This is a genomic window from Streptomyces coeruleorubidus, assembly GCF_028885415.1.
GTDB lineage: Bacteria > Actinomycetota > Actinomycetes > Streptomycetales > Streptomycetaceae > Streptomyces > Streptomyces coeruleorubidus_A.
The window spans coordinates 2,277,498-2,303,183 of the sequence record NZ_CP118527.1; the positions used below are offsets into that span (position 1 = coordinate 2,277,498).

Below are 25,686 nucleotides of genomic sequence, written 5' to 3' on the forward strand. Positions count from 1 at the left end.
CTCCGCAGACTGCTCTTGAGCTTGCTCCGGCCGGGAAATGGAGGGCTAGGAGGTCGGGAGAGGCTGGGAACCGGTCGACACTGCGACGTAGGCCAGTCCGTCGTACTCCTCGGCCAGGGAGGCAGGGATCAGGTTGAAGCGATAAAACCAGCGCGGCACCACGGCGCCGAAGCTTCGCATGCGATGCCGACCGTTCAGCCATTCCCGTACTGCCCTCGGCGCGTTGGCTGCGCTGCGCAGGTCCACGAGATGGTTGCCCGGACTGGCGGTGGCGAGCTGGGCTTCCACGGTGTCCGGGCGGGCGGGGCCGATCCGGTTGGTGACGAGGGCGCTGGCTCGGGGACGCGACCAAGGGCCGGGCCACATCCGACGGGCGCGGAAGGAGCCGCTGCCGAACAGCAGGCCGAGTGCGTAGTAGGCGTCGCCGTAACGTGTATGCAGGTGCTGCCCCATCGCTGGTACCGCGCCACCGTGACGGCTCTTGGTGATGTGCCCGTTGTGAGCCCAGAGGGCGACCTTGGTGGATGGATCATTGAGGAGTTCCCCGACGGCCTCGGCCATATACCGGTCGCGTGCGGCGAAGACGGTCTGCTCCGGGTCCGTGTGCTGCCTGGCTCGCGTCACCAAGTCGGCGGCCTGCACCAGAATTCGGGCATGCCGGAGTGCGTCGGCCACTCCGGGGCCGCGTTCACGGAGGAACCCCAGCAGTTCTTCTGCATCCTGCACCAGGCGCCGCTGAGGATCAGGTTGCGATCCCGGATATGCCTTGGCGAGCACGCGGAGCGGGGAGAGAAGTCCGGCCTCGCGATCCGGTGCCACCTTGCGCAGGAAGGATTCGAGCACGGCCAGGGAGCCGCCGCACTGTTGCGGGTCGATACCCACAAAGCGCACCTTTTGGTCTTCTGGGCGCCCCCGGTTGTACTCGCGCATCCATTCGATCATCCCGAGCACCTCACGGGTCCGCCAGGTCCAGAACCCCAGCCCGGCCAGCACCCCCGCGGCGTCACCAACGCCTTGGCGGACGTAGGCGTCCACTGCTGGGCCAGCCGATGCACTGGCCTCCATGGCCAGGACCGAAAATCCCATCTCTTCGACAAGGAACTCCAGCAGGCGGTGCTTGAGCTGGAAGAACTCGCTCGTCCCATGGGTGGCCTCCCCCAAGCCCACGATCCGCACGCCAACGAGGAAGCTCTTCAGTGGCTGGAGGTCAGCAGTGGACACGCCCGCGGTCAGGCCGCTCAGGGGTAAAGCGGTCCGGGCCAACCAGCTCGTCACCTCATCAGACACGACCTTCCCCCTCCGTCGCCGCCACGCCCGATGACACTACCCATGCCGTCATGCACTCAGTGAGTAAGGCCGTCTCAGGCCCACCCCCCACCCCGGCGGCAAAGTTCACCGGGAAGGCCCGCACGGCAGTGCTACGCACAACGCGACGGATTGAATTCGCCAACAGTGTCGTGCGAACCGGCGGGGGCGTCGTCGTGTGCGCACGCTCGGCGGACACCCCCTAGTCCATCGTCGAGCCGATGGTCGTCGAGCCGGTCGTCAGGAACGTCGTCCTGGGCAGGGAGCCGTCCGCCCGGCGCGCTCCGTACGCGCTTGTGGCGTCCGTCGACCTGAAGGGCGGGGTGGCGACGCCGCTGTCCCAGTTGTTGCCCGCGGAGACGGCCGCGGAGCCCAGCTCGGCGGGCCCGGCCTTGTCGCTCACGGCGAGGTTCTTGCCGAGGCGGGCCTTGCCGGTGGCGAAGTAGAAGCCGTTGTGGGCGTTGGCGTAGGCGGTGTTGCGGTTCACGGCGATGGCGCCGGTGTTGGAGTTCTCGGTGAAGCCGTGCAGCGTGTTGTCCCAGGCGGCGTTGTTGTTGACGACATGGGCGACCGACGCTCCCCCGCCGCCCAGTTTGAAGCCGTTGCCGTTGCCCTCGAAGGCCGGGTCCTTCCAGCGGTTCTCGCCGTTGCCGAAGGCCCAGGAGTGCTCGACGGTGACCGGTGAGGAGAACTGCCAGAGGTCGAGGCCGTCGTCGGAGTTGTTGAACAGCCGGGCGCCGGTGATCCTGTTGCCCGTGCCGGAGCCGAACTTGACGGCGATGCCGTCGGCGTTCTGGCCGTGGCCGGCCGGGTCGTAGTTGCCGTGGCTGTCCAGGTTCTGCACGAGGTTGCCGGTGGTGCCGTCGCCGCGCAGGGTGAAGCCGGAGTCGCCGTTGTCCGCGGTGACGAGGTTCCTGAAGACGCCGCCGGCGGAGGACGTGGCGACGAAGCCCTGGGCGGGTGAGTTGACGAAGGCGAGGTTCTCGACGGTCCAGTGGTCGCCGTGGATGGCGGCCAGCCAGGAGCCGTCGGGCAGCTTGGAGCCGTCGATGCGGACCTTCTCGCTGCCGTACGCCCGCAGGGTGATGCGGGCCGAACTCGTGCCGTTGGCGGTGGACTTGAGGGTCGCGGCCGGATGGTAGGTGCCGCCGCGGACCTGGATGGTGGTACCCGCGGTGGCGTTCTTCACGGCCGCTTCGAGCTGGGCCGCGGTGGAGACGGTGACGGTCGACGAGGCGGCCTGCGCGCCGCCGCCCGAGAGCCCGAGATAGACGCCGCCCGCCCCCGAGGCGCAGGCCACCGCGGCGGCGATGGTGAGCGTACGGGTCCTGCGGTGGCGTCCTGCGCTGAGCAGCACGGAGCGTTCCTTTCCTGGGGAATGGGGACGGAAACGGTTCGGATGGGCCCGCTCCGGCCCGTTTCCGACCAGCAGTCGCCGCCGTACCGCGAAAGGGTTGCCGCCGTCACGTGCACAGGCGTGCCCGAGGTTGCGAAAGTTTCGGAACCACCGGCCTCATGCACACCCGTTGACGCCCTGTCCCCGTGCGGTGAAACTCCGAAGGCCGCTAGTCAACAGAATCCCCCAGACTCCGACAGGAAGTGTCATGCGCCCCCGCACGCTCCTGCTGCCGTTCCTGGCCCTGACCGGCCTTCTCCTGACCCTTCTCACCGCGCCACCGAGCACCGCGGACTCCGGAGCACCACCCGTGAAGCAGTCCAAGTACGCCGGCTACCTCTTCGCCTACTTCACGGGCGAGGGCACCGCCGACGGCGAGCAGATCCGTTACGCCCTCAGCCGGGGCAACGACGCGCTGCACTGGCGTGAGCTGAACGCCGGCAAGCCGGTCCTGACGTCGACGATCGGCGAGAAGGGCCTGCGCGACCCGTTCGTGATCCGCTCCCCCAAGGGCGACAAGTTCTACCTGATCGCCACCGACCTGCGGATGTACAAGAACTCCAGTGGCAGCTGGGACCAGGTCCAGCGGCACGGCAGCAAGTCGATCATGGTCTGGGAGTCCACCGACCTGGTCAACTGGACCGACCAGCGCCTGGTGAAGGTCTCCCCGGACAACGCGGGCAACACCTGGGCCCCGGAGGCCTACTGGGACGACGAGCTCGGGGAGTACGTCGTCTTCTGGGCGTCGAAGCTGTACGCCGACGACGACCCGGACCACAAGGGCAACACGTACAACAAGATGATGTACGCGACGACCAAGGACTTCCGCACCTTCAGCGAGCCGAAGATCTGGAACGACCCCGGCTACTCGGTGATCGACTCCACGGTCGTGAAGTACAAGGACGAGTACTACCGCTACACCAAGGACGAGCGGGACCCCAGCTCCTCCAGCCCCTGCTCCAAGTTCATCACCGGTGAGAAGTCGACGTCCCTGACCTCGACGAAGTACGACTTCGTGGCCGACTGCATCGGCAAGGGCGCGATGGACCGCGGTGAGGGTCCGACGGTGTTCAAGTCGAACACCGAGAAGAAGTGGTACCTGTTCATCGACGAGTACGGCGGCCGCGGCTACATCCCGTTCGAGACCACCGACCTGGCCTCGGGCAAGTGGACCCCTTCCACGGACTACCAGCTCCCGGCGAGCCCCCGGCACGGCACGGTGCTCCCGGTGACGCAGGCGGAGTACGACCGGCTGCTGGCGGCGTACCCGTCGACGCCCACCTCGGTCGTGGACGCGACCGCGAAGCACCAGAAGGGCTACTCCATCGTCACGGACAGCGCCTCGAAGGTCGTGCTGCCGATGGAGCCGGGCGCCGATCTGCGCGGCCTCGCCCCGAAGCTGTGGGTGGGCAAGGGCACGACGCTGAGCCCGAAGTCCGGCACCCGGCGCGACTTCCGCACGCCGCAGAAGTACACCGTGACAGCGGCCGACGGCACCAAGCGCACCTGGACGGTCGAGGCGGTCCGCACCCGCAGCCCCATGCTGCCCGGCCTGAACGCCGACCCCGACGTCCACTACCTCGACGGCAGATACTGGATCTACCCCACCACCGACGGCTTCCAGGGCTGGAGCGGCACCAAGTTCAAGGCGTACTCGTCGAAGGACCTGGTCCACTGGAAGGACCACGGCGTCATCGTCGACCTCGGGCCTGACGTGACCTGGGCCGACAAGTACGCCTGGGCGCCCGCGATCGCCGAGCGGAACGGCAAGTACTACTTCTACTTCTGCGCCGAGCAGCAGATCGGCGTGGCGGTGGCCGACTCCCCCGCCGGTCCCTTCAAGGACGCGCTCGGCAAGCCGCTGGTCGCCAAGGGCGGATCGCTCAAGGGCCAGATGATCGACCCGTCGGTCTTCACGGACGACGACGGCCAGGCCTACCTGTACTGGGGCAACGGCCGCGGGTACGTCGTGCCCCTCAACGACGACATGGTGTCCTTCGACGCGTCGAAGGTGCAGGACATCACCCCGGACAACTTCCGCGAGGGCTCCTTCGTGATCAAGCGGAAGGGCACGTACTACTTCATGTGGTCGGAGGACGACACCCGCAGCGAGAACTACCACGTGGCGTACGCGACGGGACCGTCCCCGCTCGGCCCGTGGACCAAGCGCGGGACCATCCTCGAGAAGCGGCCCGAGTACGGCATCCTCGGCACCGGTCACCACTCGGTGGTGAACACCCCCGGCACCGACGACTGGTACATGGTCTACCACCGCTTCGCCCTCAACGGCCCCGGCAGGCCCGGCGGCGACGGCATGCACCGCGAGACCACCATCGACCGCATGGAGTTCGCGGCCGACGGCAGCATCAAGCCGGTGGTTCCGACGCTGGAGGGCATCAAGCCGGTACGGCGATGAGCCTCACAGGACGTCGTCGAGCCAGCTGAAGACCTCGTCCTGCATCTCGCGGGTGAAGACGTGGCCGAGCTCCGGCCACGTCTTCACCCGTATCCGCTCCTCGGCGTGGCACGACCGCCAGACGGCACGCAGCTTGTCGTACGCCACCCGCACCCCCTCGGCCGGGAACAGGGTGTCGAGCCCGCCGTCGAGGAACAGCATCGGCCTGGGCGCGGCGATGCTCGCCACGTCGGGGATGTCGAGGTGCCTGGCGAGCCCCGGGTGGAGCATGTAGTACGCCGACTGCCCGCGCAGCGTGTTGTTTCCGGGCACCATCATCTCTTTCAGCCCGGTCATCCAGCACACGCTCGCGGCGGCCGCGACGTGGTCGCTGAGGGCGGCGGTCTGCCAGGCGCGGTAGGCGCCCATGGAGAAGCCGACGGCCGCGACCCGCCGGGCGTCCACCCGGTCGAGTCCCGCCAGGAAGGCGGCGGCCCGCTGGTCCTCCCGGGCCATGAGCCCGGCGAGCGAGGAGCCGAGGTTGTAGAAGTTGGAGGCGAGGGCCTGCTGCTGCTCGTAGGCGAGCGGGCCGCGGTCGCCCCAGCCGAGCGCGTCCAGGCACAGCACCACATAGCCGCGCCGGGCCAGTTCGTCGCCGACGAACCGCCCACTGAAGTACTTGTCCGCCCAGGCCCGGGCGGAGGCGAGACGCGTGTCGTCGTACCAGGGCCGGACGAGTTTCTCCTTCCCGATGTCGAACCTGGCCCCGTGGTCGTGCAGGAGCAGCACGGCGGGGAAGGGTCCCTCGCCGTGCGGGGTGAGCAGGGCGCCGCGCACCCGTTCGTAGCGGGTGAGGGAGACGGTGACCAACTCCCTTGTGTAACCCTCCCCTTGGGCACGTCCGCCGATCTGCGGGGCGTACGGCGTTTCGTCCTGCCGTTCGACGAGCAGGTGCTCCTCGACCGTGGCCCGGGCGGCACGCCGCCAGGCGCGGAAGTCGCGGATCGGGGATCTCCCCCAGGCGAGCGGGAAGGTCAGGGCGTCCTTCAGCGCCGGGTGGAAGTCGGGCAGCGGACCGTCCACGACCGCCGCCTCCGCCCCGCTCACCGTTCCCCCGGCCAGCAGGGCCGTGCTCGCCCCGACCACGAACGTCCGTCGGCCCAGCGGCTCATGGGTGCCCATACGACCTCCCGGTTCCGGCGTGCCGCAGGACGTACCGCTCGACCGCCGACGGGGACGTCAGGGCGCGGTAGTCGTAGACATCGGCGGGATCCCAGCCGACGTCGGTCCCGAGGCCGAGACCGCCGGCCACGTCGTTCAGCCGGGCGGGCCGGCCATTGAACCAGGAGCCGGTGTCGCGGAACCGCTCACCCCCGTAGTCCGCGACGGCGAGCGACGGCCCTCCCCCGGGATACCGGAAGACATTGCGCTCGGAGAAGATCGCGGACTCCACGCCGACGCCCAGGGCGTAGAGCGGCGCCTGCCCACGGTGGACGTTGTTGACGACGTGCACCTGCCCGAAGCGGACGCGTGGGGCGCGCTGCACGATGCCGCTGAACAGGTTGCGGACGAAGGTCACCTTGAGGTGCCCCCGGTCCCGGTCGCCGCGTCCGTCGCCCGAGCCGATCAGGACCGCCTTGTCGTGATCCTCGAACCGGCTGTCGGAGACGGTGACGAAGTCGGAGCCGTCCTCGATGTCCAGCAGCCCGTCGTGCCGCTGGACGCGCTCGCCGTGGAAGCCGAGGGGCGCCTCGCGGTCGGGGAACCGGCCGTCGGTGAAGGTGCAGTGGTCGATCCAGATGTTCCTGCCGGTGATCACGGTCAGCGCGTCGAAGCGGGCGTCCCAGCTGCCGCGTGTGCCGTCGCCCGGGGACCAGCTGGTGAAGTGGTCGACGGGCGCCTCCAGGTGCAGGTTCCGCACGACGATGTTGCTGCCGGTGTTGACCGTCAGGAACACACCGAGCAGCCGGGCGTCGCGGCCCACGCCGACGAGGGTCGTGTTGCTCGGCACGGTGAGCTGGATCTGCGCCTTCTCCTTGTTCGACCCGGTCTGGCGCAGCTGCCGCTGCTGCTTGCAGTGGTCGAAGCGGGTGTCGGACCAGGCGGCACCGTCCTCGCCGAAGCAGGACATGTACTTGCCGAGGTCGTATCCGGGCGCGTAGTCCTGCTCGCCGAGCAGGGAACCGTCGTCCGCCTCGTGCCCGGAGACGTCGCCGACGACCCGGATGACCTTGGGCGCGGTGGGGGCGCCGCCGTTCGCGAGGGCGGTCTTCAGCTCGGCGCGGGTGTCCACCGTCCAGGTCCTGCCGCCCGCCCCGCCGGTGGTGCCGGAGCCGGTCGAGGCCCAGCCGACGGGGGCGCGTTCGGCGGCGGAGGCGGGCGAGGCCGGCCAGAGCAGGCAGAGACCGAGGAGGAGCGCCGCGGCCCTACGCATAGGGCCGCCAGTCGCCGAGGTACGTCTCCTTGGTGTGCAGCGCTGCTTGCGCGCGGCTGAGTCGGGGCCGGTTCTCGGGCACGGAGAGGGCGGCCCCCGGCCCGGTGTTGCGGTACTCGGCGAACCGCATCGACTGCCAGGGATAGGCCTCGCGCATGTCGGTGTACGGGGCCACCGCGTCGATGCCCGGGCCGAGCCAGGTGTCCCGCACCACCAGCGACGGCCAGGCCGTGGTCTCGTACGACGGCACCCAGGGCCGGGCCAGCTTGTACGCCCCGTCCTCGGCGCCGGAGGTGATACGGCAGCGGACGGCGAGGATGCCGTACGGGTTCGCCCGGGCCGTGGAGGGCGCGAAGACCATGCCCTTGGGTGTGAAGTCCACGTCCCGTGCCAGCGTGCGGAAGTGGCACTGCTCGAACACGGCGGTCGCCCGCCCGAAGACGAAGTCGACGTCGCCTTCGATGTGGCAGTGTCGGAAGTACTGCCGGTCGAAGGCGTCCAGCGCGCCGGTGTCGACGAAGAGGGTGTCCTGGTGTGCCAGGAAGCGGACGTTGTCGAAGGACGACCGGTCCCCCGTCAGGTACGCGGCGACCGCCTGGGTGCCGGTGATCTCGGGATGGTCGGCGCGCAGCCAGTCGTTGGCGAGGGTGAGGTCGCGGACGGTGAGGCCGGGAGCCGCCGAGGTGAAGGTCGCGGAACCCGCCGTCCCGTACGTGGTGCCGTCGGGCTTCTTCGTGCCGCCTGCGTTGTCGTACACGATGACGGCATCGCGCGGGTCGCGGGTGGCGCCGCACAGGGTCAGCCCGGCCTTGTGCGCGGGGATGTTCACGACCTCGCGGTACGTCCCCGGATGCACGACGACCGTCCAGCCCGGCCCGTCGACGGCGTCCACGGCCGCCTGGACCGAGCCTCCGGGGCGGACGTGCAGGACGCGGCGGCGCGGCGCGGCGGAGGCGGGCCGGGAGCCGGCGGCGGTCAGGCCGCCGGCGACGCCGGTGAGCAGGAGAGTGCGTCGGCGCATCTCAGCACGCCTCCGGCGGCCGCCAGTCGCCGAGCCAGGTGGCGCTGGTCGCCGACCGGGCCTGTTCGTCGGTGAGCTGGGGCCGGTTCTCCGGGACGGTGACGACGGCGCCCGGGCCGGTGTTGCCGTACTCGGCGAAGCGCTGGTCCTGCCAGGGGTGGGCGTCCCGCATGTTGGCGTAGGGCGCGACCGCGTCGATGCCCGGGCCCAGCCAGGTGTTGCGCACCGTGAGCATCGGGCGGACGGTGGTGCTGGAGGTGGGCACCCAGGGGCGGGCCAGCTTGTAGTAGCCGTCCGGGGCCGCGCTGCTGACGTGGCTGCGCGTCACGAGGTAGCCGTGCGGGTTGGCGCGCTCCGTGGAGGGGGCGAAGACGAAGCCGTACGGGGCGCCGGACGCATCGGTGCGGTTCAGGGTGCGGAAGTGGCAGTGCTCGAAGACGGCCGTGGCCCGGCCGAAGACGAAGTCGACGTCACCCTCGACGTAGCAGTGCGAGAAGAACTGGCGGGCGAAGAGGCTCGCCGAGTTGGAGTCGGCGTACAGGGTGTCCTGGCAGCCGAGGAAGCGGCAGTGGTGGAAGGCCGAGCGGTCGCCCTGCACCTTGATGGCGACGGCCTGGGTGCCGGTGATGTCGGGGTGGTCGGCGCGCAGGAAGTCGTTGGCGAAGGTGATCCGGTGGGCGGTGAAGCCGTCGGCACGGACGGTGGTGGTGGCCGAGCCGGTGGTGCCGTAGGTGCCCGAGCCGTCCGGCTTCGGGGTGCCGGCTGCGTTGTCGTAGACGATGACTACGTCACGCGGACCGTCCCCGGCGCCGAGCCAGGTCATCTCCGTGCGGGAACGGTCGACGGAGACCGTCTCCCGGTAGGTGCCCGGTGCGATGACGAGGGTCCAGCCGCTGCCTCCGACGGCGGTCACGGCGGCCTGGACGGAGGTGAAGTCGCCCCGGCCGGACGGGTCGACGTACAGGGTTCGCGCGTTCAGGCGTGCGGACGGGGAGCCGTAGCGGCCGAACGGGCGGGATGCAGCGGCTCGCGCGGGGGCCGGCGCGAGGCCGAGTGCGGCTCCGGCACCGGCGGTCGCCAGCAGGAAACCTCTTCTGGACAGGGGCAGTCGGAGGCGGCGGGGTGAGGCCATGTGGGTGTTCCTTCGCAGTGCGAGTCGTTGGGGATGTCGCGTTCTTCCTCGCCGTGGGGGGTGCGGGGCCGGGGCGGCGGGTGCGCCCCGGCCCGGTGGTGCGGCAAGCGGGCGCCGGGGAAGTTCCCCGGGGCGCTCAGGTCAGTACAGGCGGCCGGCGCCCGCGCGGTGGTCGACCAGCCACGGGATCGCCCGCGGCGAGTGGACCTGTGTGCGCAGGGTCGGCTTCCAGCCGGCGCCGGACTGCAGGGTCTCCTCGGGGATCTCCGCGTTGTGCACGGCGATCAGGTCGGTGAGCCTGCCGTTGACGTAGTTGTTCTCGGCGGTCAGGGGCGCTTCCTTCCACTTCTTCAGCGTCCTGGCCGCGCTGACCCCCTTCGGCAGCGAGAAGGCGTTGTCCGTGGCGTACAGCCGGGACTCGATGCCGATGCCGAGGGTGTAGACGTACGGCTGGTCCTTGGTCACCACGAAGTGGTTGTTGTACGAGTCGACCTGCCCGAACCGCACGCGTGGTGCGCGCTCGACGATGCCCTCGAAGCGGTTGTGGTGCAGGGTGACCTTGAGCTTGCCGGCGTCGTCCGCGGCGGCGCTGTCGCTGTTGCCGATCAGCATGGTCTTGTCGTGGTTCTCGAACGAGTTCCAGGACACGGTCACGTAGTTGGAGCCGCGCACGATGTCGGCCAGCCCGTCGTGCTGCTGGTAGAGCTCGCCGAAGTACTTCGGCAGGGAGCTGTCGGGATAGCGGCCGTCGGTGAGGGTGTTGTGGTCGATCCACACATGGGTGGAGCCGTAGACGACGACACCGTCGTACTCGGAGTTCCAGGCTCCGGTGTCACCGTCGGTCGGGTCCCACTGCGGGAAGCAGTCGATCGGGGCCTCGATGGTGAGGTTGCGCAGGATGACGTTGTGCACGCCCTTGATCTGCAGGCTGCCGCCGAGGATGCCGGAGTTCTCCCCGACGCCGACGATGGTGGTGTTGGAGGGGACGCTGACCTTGATGGCCTTGTCCTGGTTGTCCGCGGACGCGTCCCGCAGGTCCTCCTGTTCCCCGCTGACCGGGGTGTCGAGGCCCCAGACGGCGGGGTCGTAGTCGGCGAGGTACTGCTGGAAGTCGTAGCCCTCGGCCTCGAATGCGTCGCAGCCCTGGGCCACGGCGTCGATCATCCCCTTGACCTTGATGATCCTCGGGGCGTCACCGCCGGCCTTCAGGGCGGCCTTGAACTCCCCCCAGGTGGTGACGGTGTGGACGTGCGCGGCGTCGGCGGCCGAGCCACCGGTCGTGCCCGCGCCCTGAGAGGCCCAGCCGTCCTTCGCGGCGAGCACCTCACGGCCGATATCCCGGCCGCCCGCCTGCGCGGTGGTGGAGGTCAGGGACAGCACCAGGGCGGTGCATCCGACGAGCGCGGCGGCTCTCAATATGGCATGTCCATGCCGTCTCTGTGCGTTCATGGTGCGGCTCTCCTTGTACAGGACGGGGGGTCAGGCGGTGGTGGCCTGGGGCCAGGTGATCCAGGACTCCGGGATGTCGTCGTCCAGCCGGCGCACGTTCCGCGGCGCCAGCACCCGGGTGCGCAGCAGCTCCCGCACCACCAGCCGCGCCACGGCGATCGCGCCGGGCGGGTTGAAGTGCGTGTTGTCCTGCTCGGTCTCGGTCCAGTTGAAGTACTTCTTCGTCTCCTCGACGCCGAGCTCCTGCCACAGCGCGATCGACAGGGCCTGGATGTCGAGCAGTGCCACGCCCTCCGCCTCGGCGAGCGCCCGCATCGCCGCGGGGTACTCGCCGTGGCTCGGCCGGGCGGTGCCGTTCGCGTCGAATCTGCGGCGTTCCACGGACGTGGCCAGCACGGGGCGCGCGCCGCGTGCACGGGCACCGGCGATGTACAGCCGCAGGTGGTCCTGGTACGTCGTCCAGGGCTCGGTGTAGCGGGCGGGGTCGTCGGACTTGGCGTCGTTGTGGCCGAACTGGATCAGCAGGAGGTCGCCGGGCCGGATGGCCGCGAGGATGGCGTCGAGGCGGCCCTCGTCGACGAAGCTCTTCGAACTGCGGCCGTTCACGGCGTGGTTGGCGACCTTCAGGGTCTCGTGCAGGAAGAACGGCAGTGCCATGCCCCACCCGGTCTCGGGGGCGGCGTCGGTGTACTTCTGGGCGGCGGTGGAGTCGCCGGCGATGTAGAGGGTGCGGGTGCGCGGGGAGCCACCGTAGGAGGAGGCGCCGGCGTGCGCGGGGGACGCGGCGGCTACGGGGATGGCGGCGACGAGCGCCGCGGCGGCGGCCTGTCTGCGGGTGAGAGACATGGGGGCGGCCTTTCAGGGCGGTGTTTCGGGGGTTCTTTCGGTAGTGCCTCTTACTGCGGGGGTGGGGGTTGCGGGGGTTGCGGGGCCTGGGGGGATGGAGAGCCGGCGGCGGGGCGCGATGGGTGGCCGCCGCCGGCCCTGTCCGGTGTGGGGCGTGGGAGGATCAGCGGGCCGGGGTCAGCCCTTCTGCTCGTTCCATTCCTTCTGGGCCTCGTTGAGCTGCTCGGCCATCTTGTCCAGGAAGTCCTTGGCGCTCATGTCGCCGAGCAGGACCTTCTGGAAGCTGGGCTCGTTGTCGGCCTTGGAGATGGTGTTCCAGTCCGGCAGGTAGTACGGCAGCTGGACGATGGTGGTGGAGCCGTCGTTGAGGGCCTCGGCGGCGAGCTTGGTCGGCTCGGCCTTGGAGATCCAGGAGTCCTTGGCGGCTTCCGTGTGGGACGGGATGGCGCCGGCCGACTCGTTCCACTTGGAGTTGGACTCGTGCGAGGCGGCGAACTCGATGAACTTCCAGGCGGCTTCCTTGTTCTTGGAGCTCTTGAACAGGCCGAGACCGTCGACGGGGTTGGAGACCTGGACGCGCTTGCCGCCGGGACCGGTGGGCTGCGGGATGCCGCGGAACTTGCCGGTGCCGAGCGCCTTCACGTGGTCCTGGTAGGAGCCCAGGTTGTGGTTCAGCATCCCGATCGTGCCGGAGTCCCACTGGGCGACCATCTTGGTGAAGTCGTTGTTGAGGTCGGCGGCCGGCGTGTACTTCTTGTACAGGCCGGCGTACTTCTCCAGCGCTTCGACGTTCTTCGGGTCGTTGAGTGTGGTCTTCTCGCCGCCGGCGTCCCAGAAGGACGTGATGCCGGACTGCCCGTACATGGCGTCCAGCGCCTGCGCGATGGAGCCCGCGCCGCCGCGGATGGTGTAACCGAACTCGTTCTTCTTGACGTTGGTGAGCTTCTCGGCGCCCTCGTAGAACGCGTCCCACGTGGTGGGCGTGTCCAGACCCGCCTTCTCGAACAGGTCGGTGCGGTAGTAGAGGGTGCCGTTGTTCGCGGAGGTCGGGATCGTGAACATGGTGTCGTCGGAGCCGCCGGCCACCTTGACCGACTCGACCATGTCCTCGTTGAGCTTGCCGTTGAGGGAGGACTTGGCCAGACGGCCCTCCAGCGGCTCCAGCGCGTCCTGCGCCGCGATGCCCGCGAGCATGGCCGCGCCGACGCCGCCGACGTCCGGCAGGCCGCCACCCCGGATGGCGGTGTCGTACTTGGACTGAACCTCGGTGGAGGGGATCCCGACGTACTCGACCTTGATGTCCGTGTTCGCCTTCTCGAAGTCGGCGATGATCTCCTTCCAGATGTCGGTGCGGACACCGCCGTTGTTGTCCCAGAAGACGATCTTCCCCTTGCCGCTGCCCTCGGCTCCGCCACCGCTCCCGCCGCTGCCGTCGTCGCCGCAGGCGGTGGCGGTCAGGGCGAGCACGGCCCCCAGGGCGACGGCAGCCGACGTCCGGCGCCTTCCTGTGCTGGTGCTGCGATTGCTGATCTTCATTGGTCGGCTCTCTTCTTCTTCTGGATCCAACGGAGATGTGCAGGTGTGGGGGTCTCAGTGGCGGTCGTACGGCGCCCAGCCGTCCGACCCGTTCAGGTAGCGGGCGACGGTGTACGACGGTGCCTCGGCGGCACTCAGCTGCGGACGGTCCGCCGTCACGGCCGCGCCGGGCCCGTAGTTGCCGTACTCGGCGAACCGTGCGTCCCGCCAGGAGAAGCCGCTCATGTCGGTCCACGGCGAGGCCTTGATCGCGGCGGGCAGCTTCGTGTCCCGGATCAGCACCTGGGCGATGGCGTCCGGCTCACCGCCCGGGTGCCAGGGCCGCCCCAGGTGGAACGATCCGGCGGGTGCGTCGCTGATGATCTCCGACCGGGTGATCAGGAACCCGTACGGGTTGTCCTTCCAGGTCGAGGCGGCGGTGATGTAGCCGTTGTTCGTGGCCGATCCCCGGCTCAGCGCCCGGATCACCGACCGCTCGATGACGGTGGTGGCCCGCCCGTAGATGAAGTCGACGTCGCCCTCGATGTACGAGTCGCGGACGTAGACCCGGCTGACGGTGGTCAGCTTGGGGCTGTCGGTCATCAGGGTGTCCTGGTTGCCCAGGAAGGCGGTGTCCTCGAAGACGATCCGGTCGCCGGTCGTCTTCATCGCCAGCGCCTGCTCGCCCTTCAGCTCGTGCGCGGCCTCGTCGAAATCGTTGCTGAAGGTGAGGTTGCGTGCGGTGACGTCGTTCGCGGCGATCCGGACGGTCGCGCTCCCGGTGGAGCCGCCGTACTCGGCGGGCGTGTTGTAGACGATGACCGTGTCGGAGCGGTCCCGTCCAGTCCCCTGCAGCAGGATCTTCGGCTTGTCCGCGGGAACGAGCACCTTCTCGCGGTAGGTGCCGGGCGCGACCGCGATGGTCACCGGCACGTCGTTGCCGGCGGGCACGGCGTCCACGGCCGACTGCACGGTCGGGTACGCCGCGGGGACGTGCAGCGTCACCGCGTCGCCGATCCGCGGCTGCGGGCCGGAGAAGCGCTTGACCAGCGCGGGTACGGCCGCGGCCGGATCGAGGCGGTAGCCGTAGAACGCCCGTGGATCGAAGGCGTCACCCCAGGCGTCGTGCCGCCCCGTGGTGTTCCTCAGGATCGAGCCGCGCTGCACCAGTTCGGCCGTGGCATCGGCCTGGTGGGGGTGCTGGACACCGTCGTAGTAGCTGTTCTCGATGACCATCTCGGTCCTGCCGCGCGCCCAGCTGCCGTACGTCCACTGCGGGTCGCCGTCGGCCACCTGACGGGAGAAGTAGTTGTTGTACAGGTGCGCGTAGGCGCAGTTGTCGGCGGAGGGATTGCGCTGTTTCGTCCCCGTGAACCAGTTGTGGTCGATGGTGATCTGCGTCTTGGCGTTGTCCGTCCAGCCGATGCCGAACGCCTTGTTGTGGTCGGCGAACTGGTTGTAGGAGACGGTGATGTACTCGCTGTCCTTGCGCACGTCGAGCAGCCCGTCGCCCATGCGCGTGAAGCGGTTGTGGTCGATCCAGACGTGGTGGACGGAGTCCATCTGGATGGCGTCGAAGTCGGTGGTCTTGCCGTCCCAGTCGCCCTCGACGTAGCTGTCCCGGATCGTCAGGTTGCGGATGATGACGTTGTGCGTGCCGGGCTTGAGGTGCAGTTCGCCGTGGACGATCTCGCCGGTGTCGCCCACGCCGATGATGGTCTTGTCGGACGCCACCACGATGTTCGAACCGAAGGGTTCGACGGCGATCGAGCCCTTGACGCGGATGACGTACGGTTCCTCGGCCGCCGCGTATCTGGCCAGCGAGGCCTGGTCGGTGACCGTGACGACCTTGCCGCCCGCCCCTCCGGTGGTGCCGCCGGCGAGGGAGGCGAAACCGTGCGGCCGGTCGGTGAAGCGGTCGGCGGTCGTGGTGGCCGGCGTGGTCTGCGCCGTGTCCGCGGCGGGGGCGGCGGCCTTCGCCTCCCCCACCGCCCCCAGGGCCAGGGCGGCGACCAGGCCGAACACGGCGGCCATGGTGGTGCCGGATCCCGGCAAGCGCTTGCTACGGAGGTGCGTCATTGCGGCTCCCAACAGGCGGGGTGGTGATGGGTTACAGGGGTCTGATCCGGAACTGCGTGAAGGTGGCCGCGCCGGCGTGTCCCTGTCCGGCGGGCGCGAGGGCGAACAGGCCGAGCAGGGCACCGACCCAGCGCCACGGGGTGGCGGCGAAGACCTGACCGGAGGGGCGGAAGCCGTCCCCGACGTCGCAGGAGAAGCGGCAGCGCGCCCCGGCGCCGATCTCGATGCGCAGCCGGGCCCGGCCCTCGGGCGCCTCCCGGGGGTGCGCGGCGTCCCGCTCCTGCTCCGCGACCGCCTCGGCGAACCGGTGCACCAGATGAACGGTCCCGTCCGCGCCCCGCTGGAGCCCGATCCAGCCGAACGCGTCGCCGAGGACCGCGAGTCCGGCTCGCGCGCCCGGTTCCTCGCTGCTGAGACACAGGTCCACCTCGACCAGGCAGGGCGTGCCGGGCAGCCGCTGCGTGAGCACGTGCGGCAGTCTGCGCAGGTCGTGCGCGTCGGCCGAGCGGACGCAGGTCAGCCGGAGCCCGTCTGCGGAGTGCTGGGTGGCCCAGCCGTCCTGCGGGTTGGCGGTCCACTGCCACTGGCGGCCGAAGCGTCCACCGGGGAAGTCGTCGTCGGTGGCGGGCGCGGCGGGCGGCTGCGGTGGCAGGTCGGGCCGCTGGTGTAGGGCGACGGGGGCGCCCTCGTGACCGAGCACGGGCCAGCCGTCCGCACCCCAGCGCATCGGCTGGAGGTGCACGACCCGGCCGTAGGCGCCGCGCTGCTGGAAGTGCAGGAACCAGTCCTCGCCGGACGGGGTGCGCACCCAGCCGCCCTGGTGCGGCCCGTTGACGTCGGTGTCCTTCTGCTCCAGGACGACCTTCTCCTCGTACGGCCCGAAGAAGCCGCGCGAGCGGAAGGCGCCCTGCCAGCCGGTCTCCACTCCCCCGGCGGGCGCCAGGATCCAGAACCAGCCGTCGTGCCGGTAGAGCTTGGGCCCTTCGAGGGTGAACCAGCCGGGTATGCGGTCGCCGTCGACGATCACCTTGCCCTCGTCGAGGAGCTCGGTGCCGTCGGGGCGCATACGGTGGCCGGTGAGGCGGTTCTTGACGCCGGAGCGGGACTTGGCCCAGGCGTGCACGAGGTACGCCTCGCCGGTCTCGTCGTCCCACAGGGGGCACGGGTCGATCAGGCCCTTACCCTCCTTCACCAGGTGCGGGCGGGTCCACGGGCCCCGGATCGCCGGTGCGTTGACCTGGAAGATGCCCTGGTCGGGGTCGCCCCAGAAGATCCAGAAGCGGTCGTCGTGATACCTCAACGAGGGTGCCCAGACGCCGCAGTCGTGGCGCGGTGCTCTGAACTCGCCCGCCGGTTCCAGGCGTTCGAGGGCGTGGCCGACCAGGGTCCAGTTGACCAGGTCGCGGGAGTGCAGCAGCGGCAGGCCTGGGGCGCGGCCGAAGCTGGAGGCGGTCAGGTAGAAGTCGTCGCCGACGCGCACGACGTCCGGGTCGGACCAGTCGGCGTCGAGGATCGGGTTGCGGTACGTGACGTCGGTCTGCTCGGCGCTCACGGGCTCACCGCCTTCCGGACGAGGGACGCGGCCGCGTCCCGGTCGAGGCGGCCGTCGGCGACGACGGTGACGACGCGGCGTACGACGGTGTCACCGGGCGGGATCGGCAGCCGTTCGTCGTGAGCGAGGGACGAGCCCACGCCCGGGTACTCCTCGGTGCGTACGAACCACGGGTCCCGCCGGGTCTGTCCGGTGGCTCCGGCGAAGACCAGCGTCCAGGTGGAGCCGGCCAGGGCGAGCCAGTCGGCGTGCCGTCCGTGGACCTCGGCCTCGCCCTCGGTGTCGGCGGTGAAGACGTCCGGGGCCCCGGACTCCTTGCGGGCCCGCCAGAAGAAGCCGCCGTAGGCCGCGCCCGGGCGGCCGTTGGTGGCGGGGCTGCCGATGGACAGCGGGTCCGGGGTGACGTTGGTGAGGGAGAAGGTGAGGTCCAGCGCCCAGGCGGAGTCGGTGAGTTCGGTGGCCGCGACCGTGCGGCGTTCCCGCAGCAGCTCGCCTCCCGCGGCCACCCAGCGCAGCTCCTCCACGAAACCGTCGGGGTCGCGCAGCTGGAAGGTGGTGTGCCGCTGGGAACCGTGGTTGTCCAGCTCGGTCGGGCCCTGGTCGCGGACGAAGGTGCGCCCGCCCCAGAAGTTGTACCCCTCGACGTCGGGAACGGCGACACCGACGCCGAGGTGGTGTGTGTGGTCGGCCGGGCTGAGCTCGGTCACGGCCGTGCCGGCCAGGGTGGTGACGGGGTGCAGGTACGGGCGCGGGGACAGGCGCGCGGGGAGCTCGGGCCGGAAGACGTACCGGCCGACCGGCCGGCCCGCGACGCGCAGGACCGCGGTGTCGGTGCTGGTCATCGGGTGCTCACCTCTTTCTGGCGGGCGGGCGGGAGCGCCCAGGGGGCACCCAGCTCGGAGTACAGGGAGAGGGTGTCTGCGGCGGCCGCGACCAGTCCGTCGATGCCGGGCACGACCCTGCGGTTCTCGCCGGGGACCCGGTGCCAGGCGGTGTCGGGCAGCGGGGCCGGGTCGGGGGCCTGCCGGATCGCCTCCACGACCTTCATGAAGGCGCCGGTCTCGTCCGGGGTGACCAGCAGGCCGGCCCCGGTGGTGAGATGCGCGACGAGGTTCTCCAACAGGTCGGTGCGGCCGTACTCGTACTCCTCCGGGCCGTGGTCCGCACGCTGGAGCAGGACCCGGTCCTGCTTGTACCAGAAGGTGATCCGACCGCTGCTGCCGTGCATCAGGACGTACGGCTCGTCGGCCCGCTCGGCGCACAGGGTCGCGGCGACGGTGACCGGGTGGCCCTGCGCGGTGGTGATGCGGACGCAGGAGGTGTCGTCGGACTCGATGGCGTTGGCGCGCAGCAGTTCGGTCTCGATGGCGGTGACGTCCTCGGCGCGGGTGCTGCCGCCAAGGGCGAGGGCCGTGGCGACGGCGTGCGCGAGGGGGTTGGTCAGCGCCCCGTCGATCACGTCGACGCCGTTCAGCCGCCGCTTGCCCGCCCAGGGCGCCCGGCGGAAGTAGGCCTCGTCGCGCACCCAGGCACCGGCTCCGCCGAGCCCGACGAGCTGGCCGATGGCACCCTGGGCGACCAGTTCGCGGACCGCGGGCAGGGCGTGCGAGCCCAGCGACTGGAACCCGATCTGGCAGGCGACACCGGCCTCGGCGACCCCGTCGGCCATGCGGCGGTACTCGGCGTAGGAGGGGGCGGGCGGCTTCTCCAGGAGGATGTGGACACCCTTGCGTGCGGCCGTCAGCGCGAGGTCGGTGTGCGTCGGGATCGGCGTGCAGATCACCGCGATCCGGGCGCCGGTGGACTCCAGCAGCGCGCCGAAGTCGGCCGACTGCTCGGGGAGTTCGCCGCCGAACTCGTCCTCGGTCAGCGGGGTCAGCTCGCAGATGCCCACCAGCCGGACCAGTCCCGCGCGCTGGAGACGGCGGATGTTCTCCACGTGCCAGCGGCCGTGGCCGCGGGCGCCGGCGAGGACGACGGGCAGGGGTGTGCTCATGGGATCCTCCCCGCTCCCGCGCCGCGGACCACGGCCCGGTCGGCCGCCTCGGCGCTGTCGATCTTCGTGTGCAGAGTGGGTGTCCAGCCCACGTCGGCGGTCAGGTCGCGTTCGCTGCCCGAGTTGTAGGCGTTGTGGATCGCGAGCAGGTCGACCGGGTAGCCGTTGAAGAGGGTGCCGCTCTGGTGCAGGGCGTTGCCGTTCCAGCTCTTGACCAGGTCGGCCGCCTCGACGTGGCCGGGCGTGGTGAAGGCGTTGTTCTCGGCGTAGAGGGCGGACTCGGTGCCCACGCCGAGGGAGTAGCGGTAGGGCGCGCCGTCGGGGACGACGTACCGGTTGTTGTAGAGGTGCACCTGGCCGAAGCGGACCCTTGGCGCGCGCTGGACGACCGACGTGAACTCGTTGTGGTGCAGGGTGACCCGGAGTCTGCCCCGGTCGCTCGTCGCCGAGTCGCTGTTGCCGATGAGCATGGCCTTGTCGTGGTCGGCGAACCGGCTCCAGGAGACGGTGACCAGGTCGGAGCCGTTGGTGATGTCCAGCAGGCCGTCGTGGCGCAGGTAGTTGCGGCCGAGGTAGGTGGGTTCCCTGTCGTCCGGGTGCCCCCTGTCGGAGAGCGTGACGTGGTCGATCCAGACGTGCGTGGCGCCGCGCAGCCAGATGTTGTCGTACGCGGTCTTCCAGTCGCCGAGGCCGCCGGTGTTGGGCTGCCAGACGGGGAAGCAGTCGTAGGCGTCGCGCAGGTCGAGGTTGCGGATGATCACGTTGTCCGCGTCCTTGACCTGCAGGCTGGCGCCCTTGAGCACCGCGCGGGAACCCAGCCCGACCATCGTGGTGTTGGAGCCGACGGTCAGCTCCACGCGTTCGGCCTGCCGGGCCGCCGACGCCTGGCGGGCCTCCTCCTGCGGGCCGCTGGGCTTGGCCGAGCCCCAGGTGCGGGGGTCGTAGGCGGCGAGGTACTTCTTCAGGCTGTAGCCGTCTGTGGCGTAGTCGGCGCAGTCCAGGCGGTCGCCGTCGTCGTCGGTGTTGGCGTCGATGGTCCCGGCGATCTTGATGATCTTCGGGGTGTCGCTGCCGCCGTCCAGGGCGCGCACCAGTTCGGCTCGGTCGGTCACGGTGTGGACGTGGGCGTCGTCGGCCGCGGCACCGCCGGTGGTGCCGCCCTCGGCCGCCGCCCAGCCGTCGTTCGCGGGCAGGGTGTCGCGGCTGATGTCCCGGGCCTCGGCGTGCGCGGGGACGCACAGCAGTCCCAGCAGGCCGGCGGCCACGACGAGGTGACGTGCTCTCATCCCTTCACCGCCCCGGCGCTGAACCCGGTGATCAGCCACTTCTGGATGAAGGCGAACACGATCACCACGGGCACGGCCGCGATGATGCCGCCCGCAGCGAGGGCGCCGAGGTCGACGCTGTCCGCGCCCATCAGGGTGTTGAGGCCGACCGGGATGGTCTGCTTCTGCTGGTTGTTGAGGAACATCAGGGCGAACAGGAAGTGGTTCCAGGAGTGCACGAAGGCGAAGGAGCCGACGGCGATGAGACCGGGCCGCAGCAGCGGCAGGACGACGATCCGGAAGGCCTTGAACCGGTTGCAGCCGTCGACCCAGGCGGCCTCCTCCAGGGAGTACGGCACGTTCTTGATGAAGTTGCTGATCAGGATCATCGACAGCGGCAGCTGGAAGACGGTCTCGGCGATGATGACGCTGCCCAGCGAGTTGATCATCTGCAGCTCGGCGAAGATCTCGAACAGCGGGACCAGCAACAGCGCGCCCGGCACGAACTGGGAGCACAGCAGGGCCAGCATGAAGACCTGCTTGACCCTGAAGTTGAACCGGGCGAGGGCGTAGCCCCCGGCCAGCGCGACCAGGGTCGTCATCACCAGCGTGACGACCCCGACGAGCACGCTGTTCTGGAAATAGATGCCGAAGCTGCGCTCCGTCCACACCTTCTCGAAGTGGTCGAAGGTCATCGGCCAGGGCACCAGCGAGGTGGAGCCGGCCGGGCGCAGCGAGAACAGCAGGATCCAGTAGAACGGGATCAGCGTGAAGACGAGGTAGATGCCCAGGGGCAGGTAGATCTGCCAGCGGGGCGCCTCGTCCCAGGCGCGGCGGGACTTGCCTGCCGGCCGCGGCGGTTCCGGGGTGGCGGGTGCGGGGGCGGGCGCGGCCTTGGTGGCCACCTTGGTGCTCATTTGTTCTCGCCTCCGAACTTGCTCATCCGCAGATACACGAGCGAGCAGAAGAGCAGGATCACGAACGCGACCGTGGTCAGGGCCGACGCGTAGCCGAAGTTGTGGGACTCGACGCTGGTGCTGGCGATGTACAGCGGCAGCGTCGTGGTGACACCCGCCGGTCCGCCGCCGGTCAGCGTGTACAGCAGGTCGACGTTGTTGAACTCCCACACCGCGCGCAGCAGCGTGGACAGGATGATGGCGTCCTTCAGGTGCGGCAGGGTGATGTGCCAGAACTGCTTGATCCGGCTGGCCCCGTCGACCTCGGCGGCCTCGTACAGGTCCTTCGAGACGGACTGGAGGTCGGCGAGGATCAGGATCGCGAAGAAGGGCACCCCGCGCCACAGGTCGGCGACGATCGCCGCCGGGAACACGGTGGAGGTGTCCGACAGCCAGCTGGTGCCGTAGGAGCCGATGCCCATGTCCGCGAGGTAACGGGTGATTCCGGTCTGGGAGTTGTAGAGCAGCACCCAGATCGCGGAGGTCAGCACGCCGGAGACGGCCCACGGGGAGAAGACCAGGGCACGTCCCAGGCCCCGGCCGACGAAGGTCTGGTTGACGATGAGGGCGAGTGCGAGGCCGAACAGCAGTTGCAGGCCCACTTCGACGAAGACCCACTTGGCGCTGAAGACGAGACTGTCCCAGAACAGCGGGTCGTCGGTGAAGATGCGGACGAAGTTGTCGAAGCCCGCGTATCCGTTGCGCCACGGCTTGGTGGGGTTGTAGTTCTGCAGGCTGTAGTAGAAGACGCTGATGACCGGGTAGGCGATGAAGCCCAGCATGAGCAGGGCGGCCGGTGCGATCAGCAGGTAGGGGAGCCTGCGCGGGGTGGCGGAGGCACGGCGCCGCCGGGGTGGCGCGGGCGGTTTCGCCACGGCTGCGGCTTGGGCCATGACTGTTCTCCGATCTCAGTACGTCGTGGTACGTCGTGCGTGCGCGGGAAGCGCTTTCTTGCTGGGCAAGGGTCGTGCCGGGTCGTGCTGAGGTACCTGGGTGGTGCGGCGGTTCAGCCCGCGTACGGGTCCTGCACCTTGCCCGGGCGGGCCAGGAACTCGAAGTCGCAGCCGGTGTCGGCCTGCGTGATCTGCTCGTTGTAGAGCGCACCGTAGCCGCGCTCATAACGGGTGGGCGGCGGCGTCCAGTCCGCCCTGCGCCGCTGAAGCTCCTCGTCGTCCACATGGAGATGGAGGGTGCGCGCCTCGACGTCGAGGGTGATGGAGTCGCCGGTGCGCACGAGGGCGAGCGGTCCGCCCACGTACGACTCGGGCGCGACGTGCAGCACACAGGCGCCGTAACTCGTGCCGCTCATCCGGGCGTCGGAGATGCGGACCATGTCCCGCACGCCCTGCTTGAGCAGGTGGTCGGGCAGGGGCAGCATCCCGTACTCGGGCATGCCCGGGCCGCCCTTGGGGCCGGCGTTGCGCAGCACGAGCACGTGGTCGGGGGTGATGCCGAGCGACGGGTCGTTGATGGTGCGCTGCATGGTCTTGTAGTCGTCGAAGACGACGGCGGGTCCGGTGTGCTTGAGCAGGTGCCGCTCGGCGGAGATGTGCTTGATGACGGCGCCGTTCGGGCAGAGGTTGCCGCGCAGTACGGCGACTCCGCCCTCCTTCGCGACCGGGTTGTCCCGGGTCCGGATGACGTCGTCGTTGTGCACCTGCGCGCCTGCGATCTGCTCCCGCAGCGTGTCGCAGGAGACGGTCGGCCGGTCCAGGTGGAGCAGGTCCGTGATCCGGGAGAGGAACCCGGGCAGGCCGCCCGCGAAGTGGAAGTCCTCCATCAGGTACGTCTGTCCGCCGGGCCGTACGTTGGCCAGCACCGGGACCGTGCGGGCGATGCGGTCGAAGTCGTCGAGGCTGAGCCGGACGCCCGCGCGGCCCGCCATGGCGATCAGGTGGATCACCGCGTTGGTGGAGCCGCCGAGGCCGAGCACGGTCGTCACGGCGTCCTCGAAGGCCTCGGCGGTGAGGATGTCGCTCAGCTTCCGGTCCCTGTGGACCAGTTCGACGATCGTCATGCCCGCCTTGGCGGCCATCCGGTCGTGCCCGGAGTCGACGGCCGGAATGCTGGAAGCACCCGGGACCGTGACGCCGAGCGCCTCGGCGGCGGCGGTCAGGGTGGAGGCCGTGCCCATCGTCATGCAGTGGCCGGGCGAGCGGGCGAGGCCGCTCTCCAGCTCCTGCATCTCGCAGTCGCCGATGACACCGGCCCGCTTGTCGTCCCAGTACTTCCACATGTCGGTGCCGGAACCGAGCACCTCGTTGCGCCAGTGGCCCGGCAGCATGGGTCCGGCCGGTACGAACACCGCCGGCAGGTCCGCGCTCGCCGCGCCCATGAGCAGGGCGGGCGTGGACTTGTCGCAGCCGCCCATCAGCACGGCCCCGTCGACCGGGTACGACCGCAGCAGCTCCTCCGTCTCCATGGCGAGCATGTTGCGGTAGAGCATGGGGGTCGGCTTCTGGAAGGTCTCGCTCAGGGTCGAGACCGGGAACTCCAGCGGGAAACCGCCCGCCTGCCAGACACCGCGCTTGACCGCCTGAGCGCGATCCCTGAGGTGCACGTGACAGGGGTTGATGTCCGACCACGTGTTGAGGATCGCGATGACGGGCTTGCCGAGGTGCTCCTCGGGCAGGTAGCCGAGCTGGCGGGTGCGGGCGCGGTGGCTGAAGGTGCGCAGCCCTTCGGTGCCGTACCACTGGTGGCTGCGCAGGTCCTCCGGACGCTTCTTCGGTGTGCTCATATCGACCACCCGGCGGCGATGGCGGCGACCTCGGCCCGCTCGCTCTCGGGCAGTGGCCTGCTCGGTGGGCGGACCTCGCGGCGGCACAGCCCGAGGGAGGCGAGGGCCTCCTTGACGACGGTGACGTTGTTGGCTGAGCCGTTCGCTGCGCGCAGTTCCTCGAAGCGGCGGATCTGCTCCCAGACCTTCATGGCGGCCGGGTAGTCGCCGGAGCGCAGCGCCTCGATCATGTTCAGGGAGACGGCCGGGGCGACGTTGACGAGCCCGGAGGTGAAGCCGGTGGCGCCCGCGGAGAAGTAGGAGGGCGCGTAGGGCTCGGCGAGGCCGGCCACCCACACGAACCGTTCCAGCCCGGCGTCCCGGGCGAAGGCCGCGAACCTGGCGGCGTCCGGGACGGCGTACTTCACGCCGATGACGTTCGGGCAGGCGTCGGCGAGTTCGGCGAGGCGGGCCCCGGTGAGCTGCGCGTTGCGGATGTAGGGGACGACGCCCAGCTCGGGCACGGCCTCGGCGACGACGCGGTGGTAGTCGACCCAGCCGGCCTGGGAGACGTACGGGTGGACGGGCTGGTGCACCATCACCATCTGGGCGCCGAGGTCACGGGCGTGCCGGGCGGAGGCGACGGCGGTCGGGATGTCGTGCCCGACGCCGACCAGGATGACGGCCCGCTCCCCGGCCTCGGCGATCGTCAACTCGGTGACGAGCCGGCGCTCTTCGGGGGTCAGTGCGTAGAACTCGCCGGTGTTGCCGTTCGGGGTGAGGGTCGTGATGCCGCCGTCGAGCAGACGGCGCAGCAGGGCCCGGTGGGTGTCCTGCTCGACGGAGCCGTCCTTGGCGAACGGCGTCACCGGGATCGCCACCACGTCGGCCAGTGCCGCCCGCTGGGTCTCGAACGCCACGCTGCTCATTCCTGACCTTCCTGTTCCAGTGCTGCCTCGGGGAAAGCGCGCTGCACGAAGGACGCGATGTGGGAGTGGAGGGCGCGCGCCGCGCCGTCGGCGTCGCCGTCGAGGGCGAGCCGGAGGATCTCGCGGTGCTCGCCGGCCTCCCGGTCCCAGGAGGGCGAGGCGGCCCAGGCGACGGCGGAGACGAGGGCGGCCTGGTCGCGGACCTCGTCGAGCATCCGGCCGAGCAGCGGGTTGCCGCACGGCAGGTACAGGGCGCGGTGGAACTCGCGGTTGGCGAGGGAGCGTTCGGCGGTGTCGGTGGCGGCGTCGGCGCGGGTCAGCGCGTCCCGGGCGGCGTCCAGGGAGGCCCCGCGCCGCACGGCCCGCTTCAGCGCCTCGGGCTCCAGCAGCAGCCGCACGTCGTAGACCTCGCGCGCCATGTCCGCGTCCACCATGCGCACCGTGACGCCCTTGTACTGGCTCATCACGACCAGCCCGGTCCCGGCGAGGGTCTTGAGCGCCTCGCGCACCGGGGTCTTGGACACCCCGAACTGCGCGGCGAGCTCGGTCTCGACCAGCGCCTGGCCCGGCGTCAACTGCCCGGTGAGGATGCGGTGTTTGATTCCCTCCAGCACGTACTGCGTGCGGGAGGGGATCGGCGTGGGCACAGAGGTCATGCGCGCCTCTCGGATCTCGCGTCCCTGGGGATCGCGTATCG

20 protein-coding genes are annotated in these 25,686 nt (G+C 70.1%); 1 reads left to right on the forward strand and 19 read right to left on the reverse strand.

Translation table 11 applies throughout. The features are described 5' to 3' along the window. Window positions 1–45: 45 nt before the first annotated feature. Window positions 46–1,287 (reverse strand): erythromycin esterase family protein, encoded by a 1,242-nt coding sequence (locus tag PV963_RS10610; RefSeq protein ID WP_274815393.1) that lies wholly within the window; start codon window positions 1,285–1,287, stop codon window positions 46–48. Window positions 1,288–1,507: 220 nt separating this feature from the next. Further along, the gene (locus PV963_RS10615) at window positions 1,508–2,662 is read right to left on the reverse strand and encodes a right-handed parallel beta-helix repeat-containing protein (RefSeq protein ID WP_274815394.1); all 1,155 of its coding nucleotides are present in this window, start codon (window positions 2,660–2,662) and stop codon (window positions 1,508–1,510) included. Between the two features lie 247 nt (window positions 2,663–2,909). Between PV963_RS10615 and PV963_RS10620 the strand changes: the two genes are divergently transcribed. Further along, window positions 2,910–5,117, forward strand: a complete 2,208-nt coding sequence (locus PV963_RS10620) for a family 43 glycosylhydrolase (protein WP_274815395.1) — start codon at window positions 2,910–2,912, stop codon at window positions 5,115–5,117. A gap of 3 nt (window positions 5,118–5,120) precedes the next feature. Here PV963_RS10620 and PV963_RS10625 read toward each other — a convergent pair whose 3' ends face one another. From PV963_RS10625 to PV963_RS10705, 17 genes are all read right to left on the reverse strand, one after another. Then, the gene (locus tag PV963_RS10625; protein WP_274815396.1) at window positions 5,121–6,278 is read right to left on the reverse strand and encodes a dienelactone hydrolase family protein; all 1,158 of its coding nucleotides are present in this window, start codon (window positions 6,276–6,278) and stop codon (window positions 5,121–5,123) included. Further along, window positions 6,265–7,530 carry a pectate lyase family protein gene (locus tag PV963_RS10630; RefSeq protein WP_274815397.1) on the reverse strand — a complete coding sequence of 422 codons (1,266 nt, stop codon included), beginning with the start codon at window positions 7,528–7,530 and terminating at the stop codon, window positions 6,265–6,267. The genes PV963_RS10625 and PV963_RS10630 overlap by 14 nt, the downstream gene beginning before the upstream one ends. Beyond that, window positions 7,523–8,551 carry a pectinesterase family protein gene (locus tag PV963_RS10635; RefSeq protein ID WP_274815398.1) on the reverse strand — a complete coding sequence of 343 codons (1,029 nt, stop codon included), beginning with the start codon at window positions 8,549–8,551 and terminating at the stop codon, window positions 7,523–7,525. Before PV963_RS10635 ends, PV963_RS10630 begins: the two co-directional genes overlap by 8 nt. A gap of 1 nt (window position 8,552) precedes the next feature. Next, on the reverse strand, window positions 8,553–9,683 hold the full coding sequence (locus tag PV963_RS10640; protein ID WP_274815399.1) for a pectinesterase family protein: 1,131 nt from the start codon (window positions 9,681–9,683) through the stop codon (window positions 8,553–8,555). Window positions 9,684–9,824: 141 nt separating this feature from the next. Further along, entirely contained in the window at window positions 9,825–11,132 is a 1,308-nt protein-coding gene (locus tag PV963_RS10645; protein ID WP_274815400.1) for a pectate lyase family protein, read from the reverse strand. A gap of 30 nt (window positions 11,133–11,162) precedes the next feature. Next, a complete protein-coding gene (locus tag PV963_RS10650) occupies window positions 11,163–11,978 on the reverse strand; it encodes a rhamnogalacturonan acetylesterase (protein WP_274815401.1) in 816 nt (271 codons plus the stop codon). A gap of 177 nt (window positions 11,979–12,155) precedes the next feature. Further along, a complete protein-coding gene (locus PV963_RS10655; RefSeq protein WP_274815402.1) occupies window positions 12,156–13,514 on the reverse strand; it encodes an ABC transporter substrate-binding protein in 1,359 nt (452 codons plus the stop codon). Window positions 13,515–13,568: 54 nt separating this feature from the next. Beyond that, complete coding sequence (locus tag PV963_RS10660; protein WP_274815403.1) at window positions 13,569–15,572, reverse strand: pectinesterase family protein; 2,004 nt, start codon at window positions 15,570–15,572, stop codon at window positions 13,569–13,571. 31 nt (window positions 15,573–15,603) lie between these two features. Further along, window positions 15,604–17,124 (reverse strand): glycoside hydrolase family 43 protein, encoded by a 1,521-nt coding sequence (locus tag PV963_RS10665; RefSeq protein ID WP_274815404.1) that lies wholly within the window; start codon window positions 17,122–17,124, stop codon window positions 15,604–15,606. Then, window positions 17,121–17,966: a PmoA family protein gene (locus PV963_RS10670; RefSeq protein ID WP_274815405.1), complete on the reverse strand. Its 846-nt coding sequence runs from the start codon at window positions 17,964–17,966 to the stop codon at window positions 17,121–17,123. Before PV963_RS10670 ends, PV963_RS10665 begins: the two co-directional genes overlap by 4 nt. Next, window positions 17,963–19,120, reverse strand: coding sequence for a Gfo/Idh/MocA family protein (locus tag PV963_RS10675; protein ID WP_274815406.1), 1,158 nt, complete (start codon window positions 19,118–19,120; stop codon window positions 17,963–17,965). The genes PV963_RS10670 and PV963_RS10675 overlap by 4 nt, the downstream gene beginning before the upstream one ends. Then, window positions 19,117–20,406 (reverse strand): pectate lyase family protein, encoded by a 1,290-nt coding sequence (locus PV963_RS10680; protein WP_274815407.1) that lies wholly within the window; start codon window positions 20,404–20,406, stop codon window positions 19,117–19,119. Before PV963_RS10680 ends, PV963_RS10675 begins: the two co-directional genes overlap by 4 nt. After that, window positions 20,403–21,302, reverse strand: coding sequence for a carbohydrate ABC transporter permease (locus PV963_RS10685; RefSeq protein WP_274815408.1), 900 nt, complete (start codon window positions 21,300–21,302; stop codon window positions 20,403–20,405). Before PV963_RS10685 ends, PV963_RS10680 begins: the two co-directional genes overlap by 4 nt. Next, on the reverse strand, window positions 21,299–22,234 hold the full coding sequence (locus tag PV963_RS10690) for a carbohydrate ABC transporter permease (RefSeq protein WP_274815409.1): 936 nt from the start codon (window positions 22,232–22,234) through the stop codon (window positions 21,299–21,301). The genes PV963_RS10685 and PV963_RS10690 overlap by 4 nt, the downstream gene beginning before the upstream one ends. 113 nt (window positions 22,235–22,347) lie before the next feature. Then, a complete protein-coding gene (gene araD / locus PV963_RS10695; RefSeq protein ID WP_274815410.1) occupies window positions 22,348–24,081 on the reverse strand; it encodes an L-arabinonate dehydratase in 1,734 nt (577 codons plus the stop codon). Further along, window positions 24,078–24,989 (reverse strand): dihydrodipicolinate synthase family protein, encoded by a 912-nt coding sequence (locus tag PV963_RS10700; protein ID WP_274815411.1) that lies wholly within the window; start codon window positions 24,987–24,989, stop codon window positions 24,078–24,080. The genes araD and PV963_RS10700 overlap by 4 nt, the downstream gene beginning before the upstream one ends. Next, complete coding sequence (locus PV963_RS10705) at window positions 24,986–25,645, reverse strand: GntR family transcriptional regulator (RefSeq protein ID WP_274815412.1); 660 nt, start codon at window positions 25,643–25,645, stop codon at window positions 24,986–24,988. Before PV963_RS10705 ends, PV963_RS10700 begins: the two co-directional genes overlap by 4 nt. Window positions 25,646–25,686 lie beyond the last annotated feature (41 nt).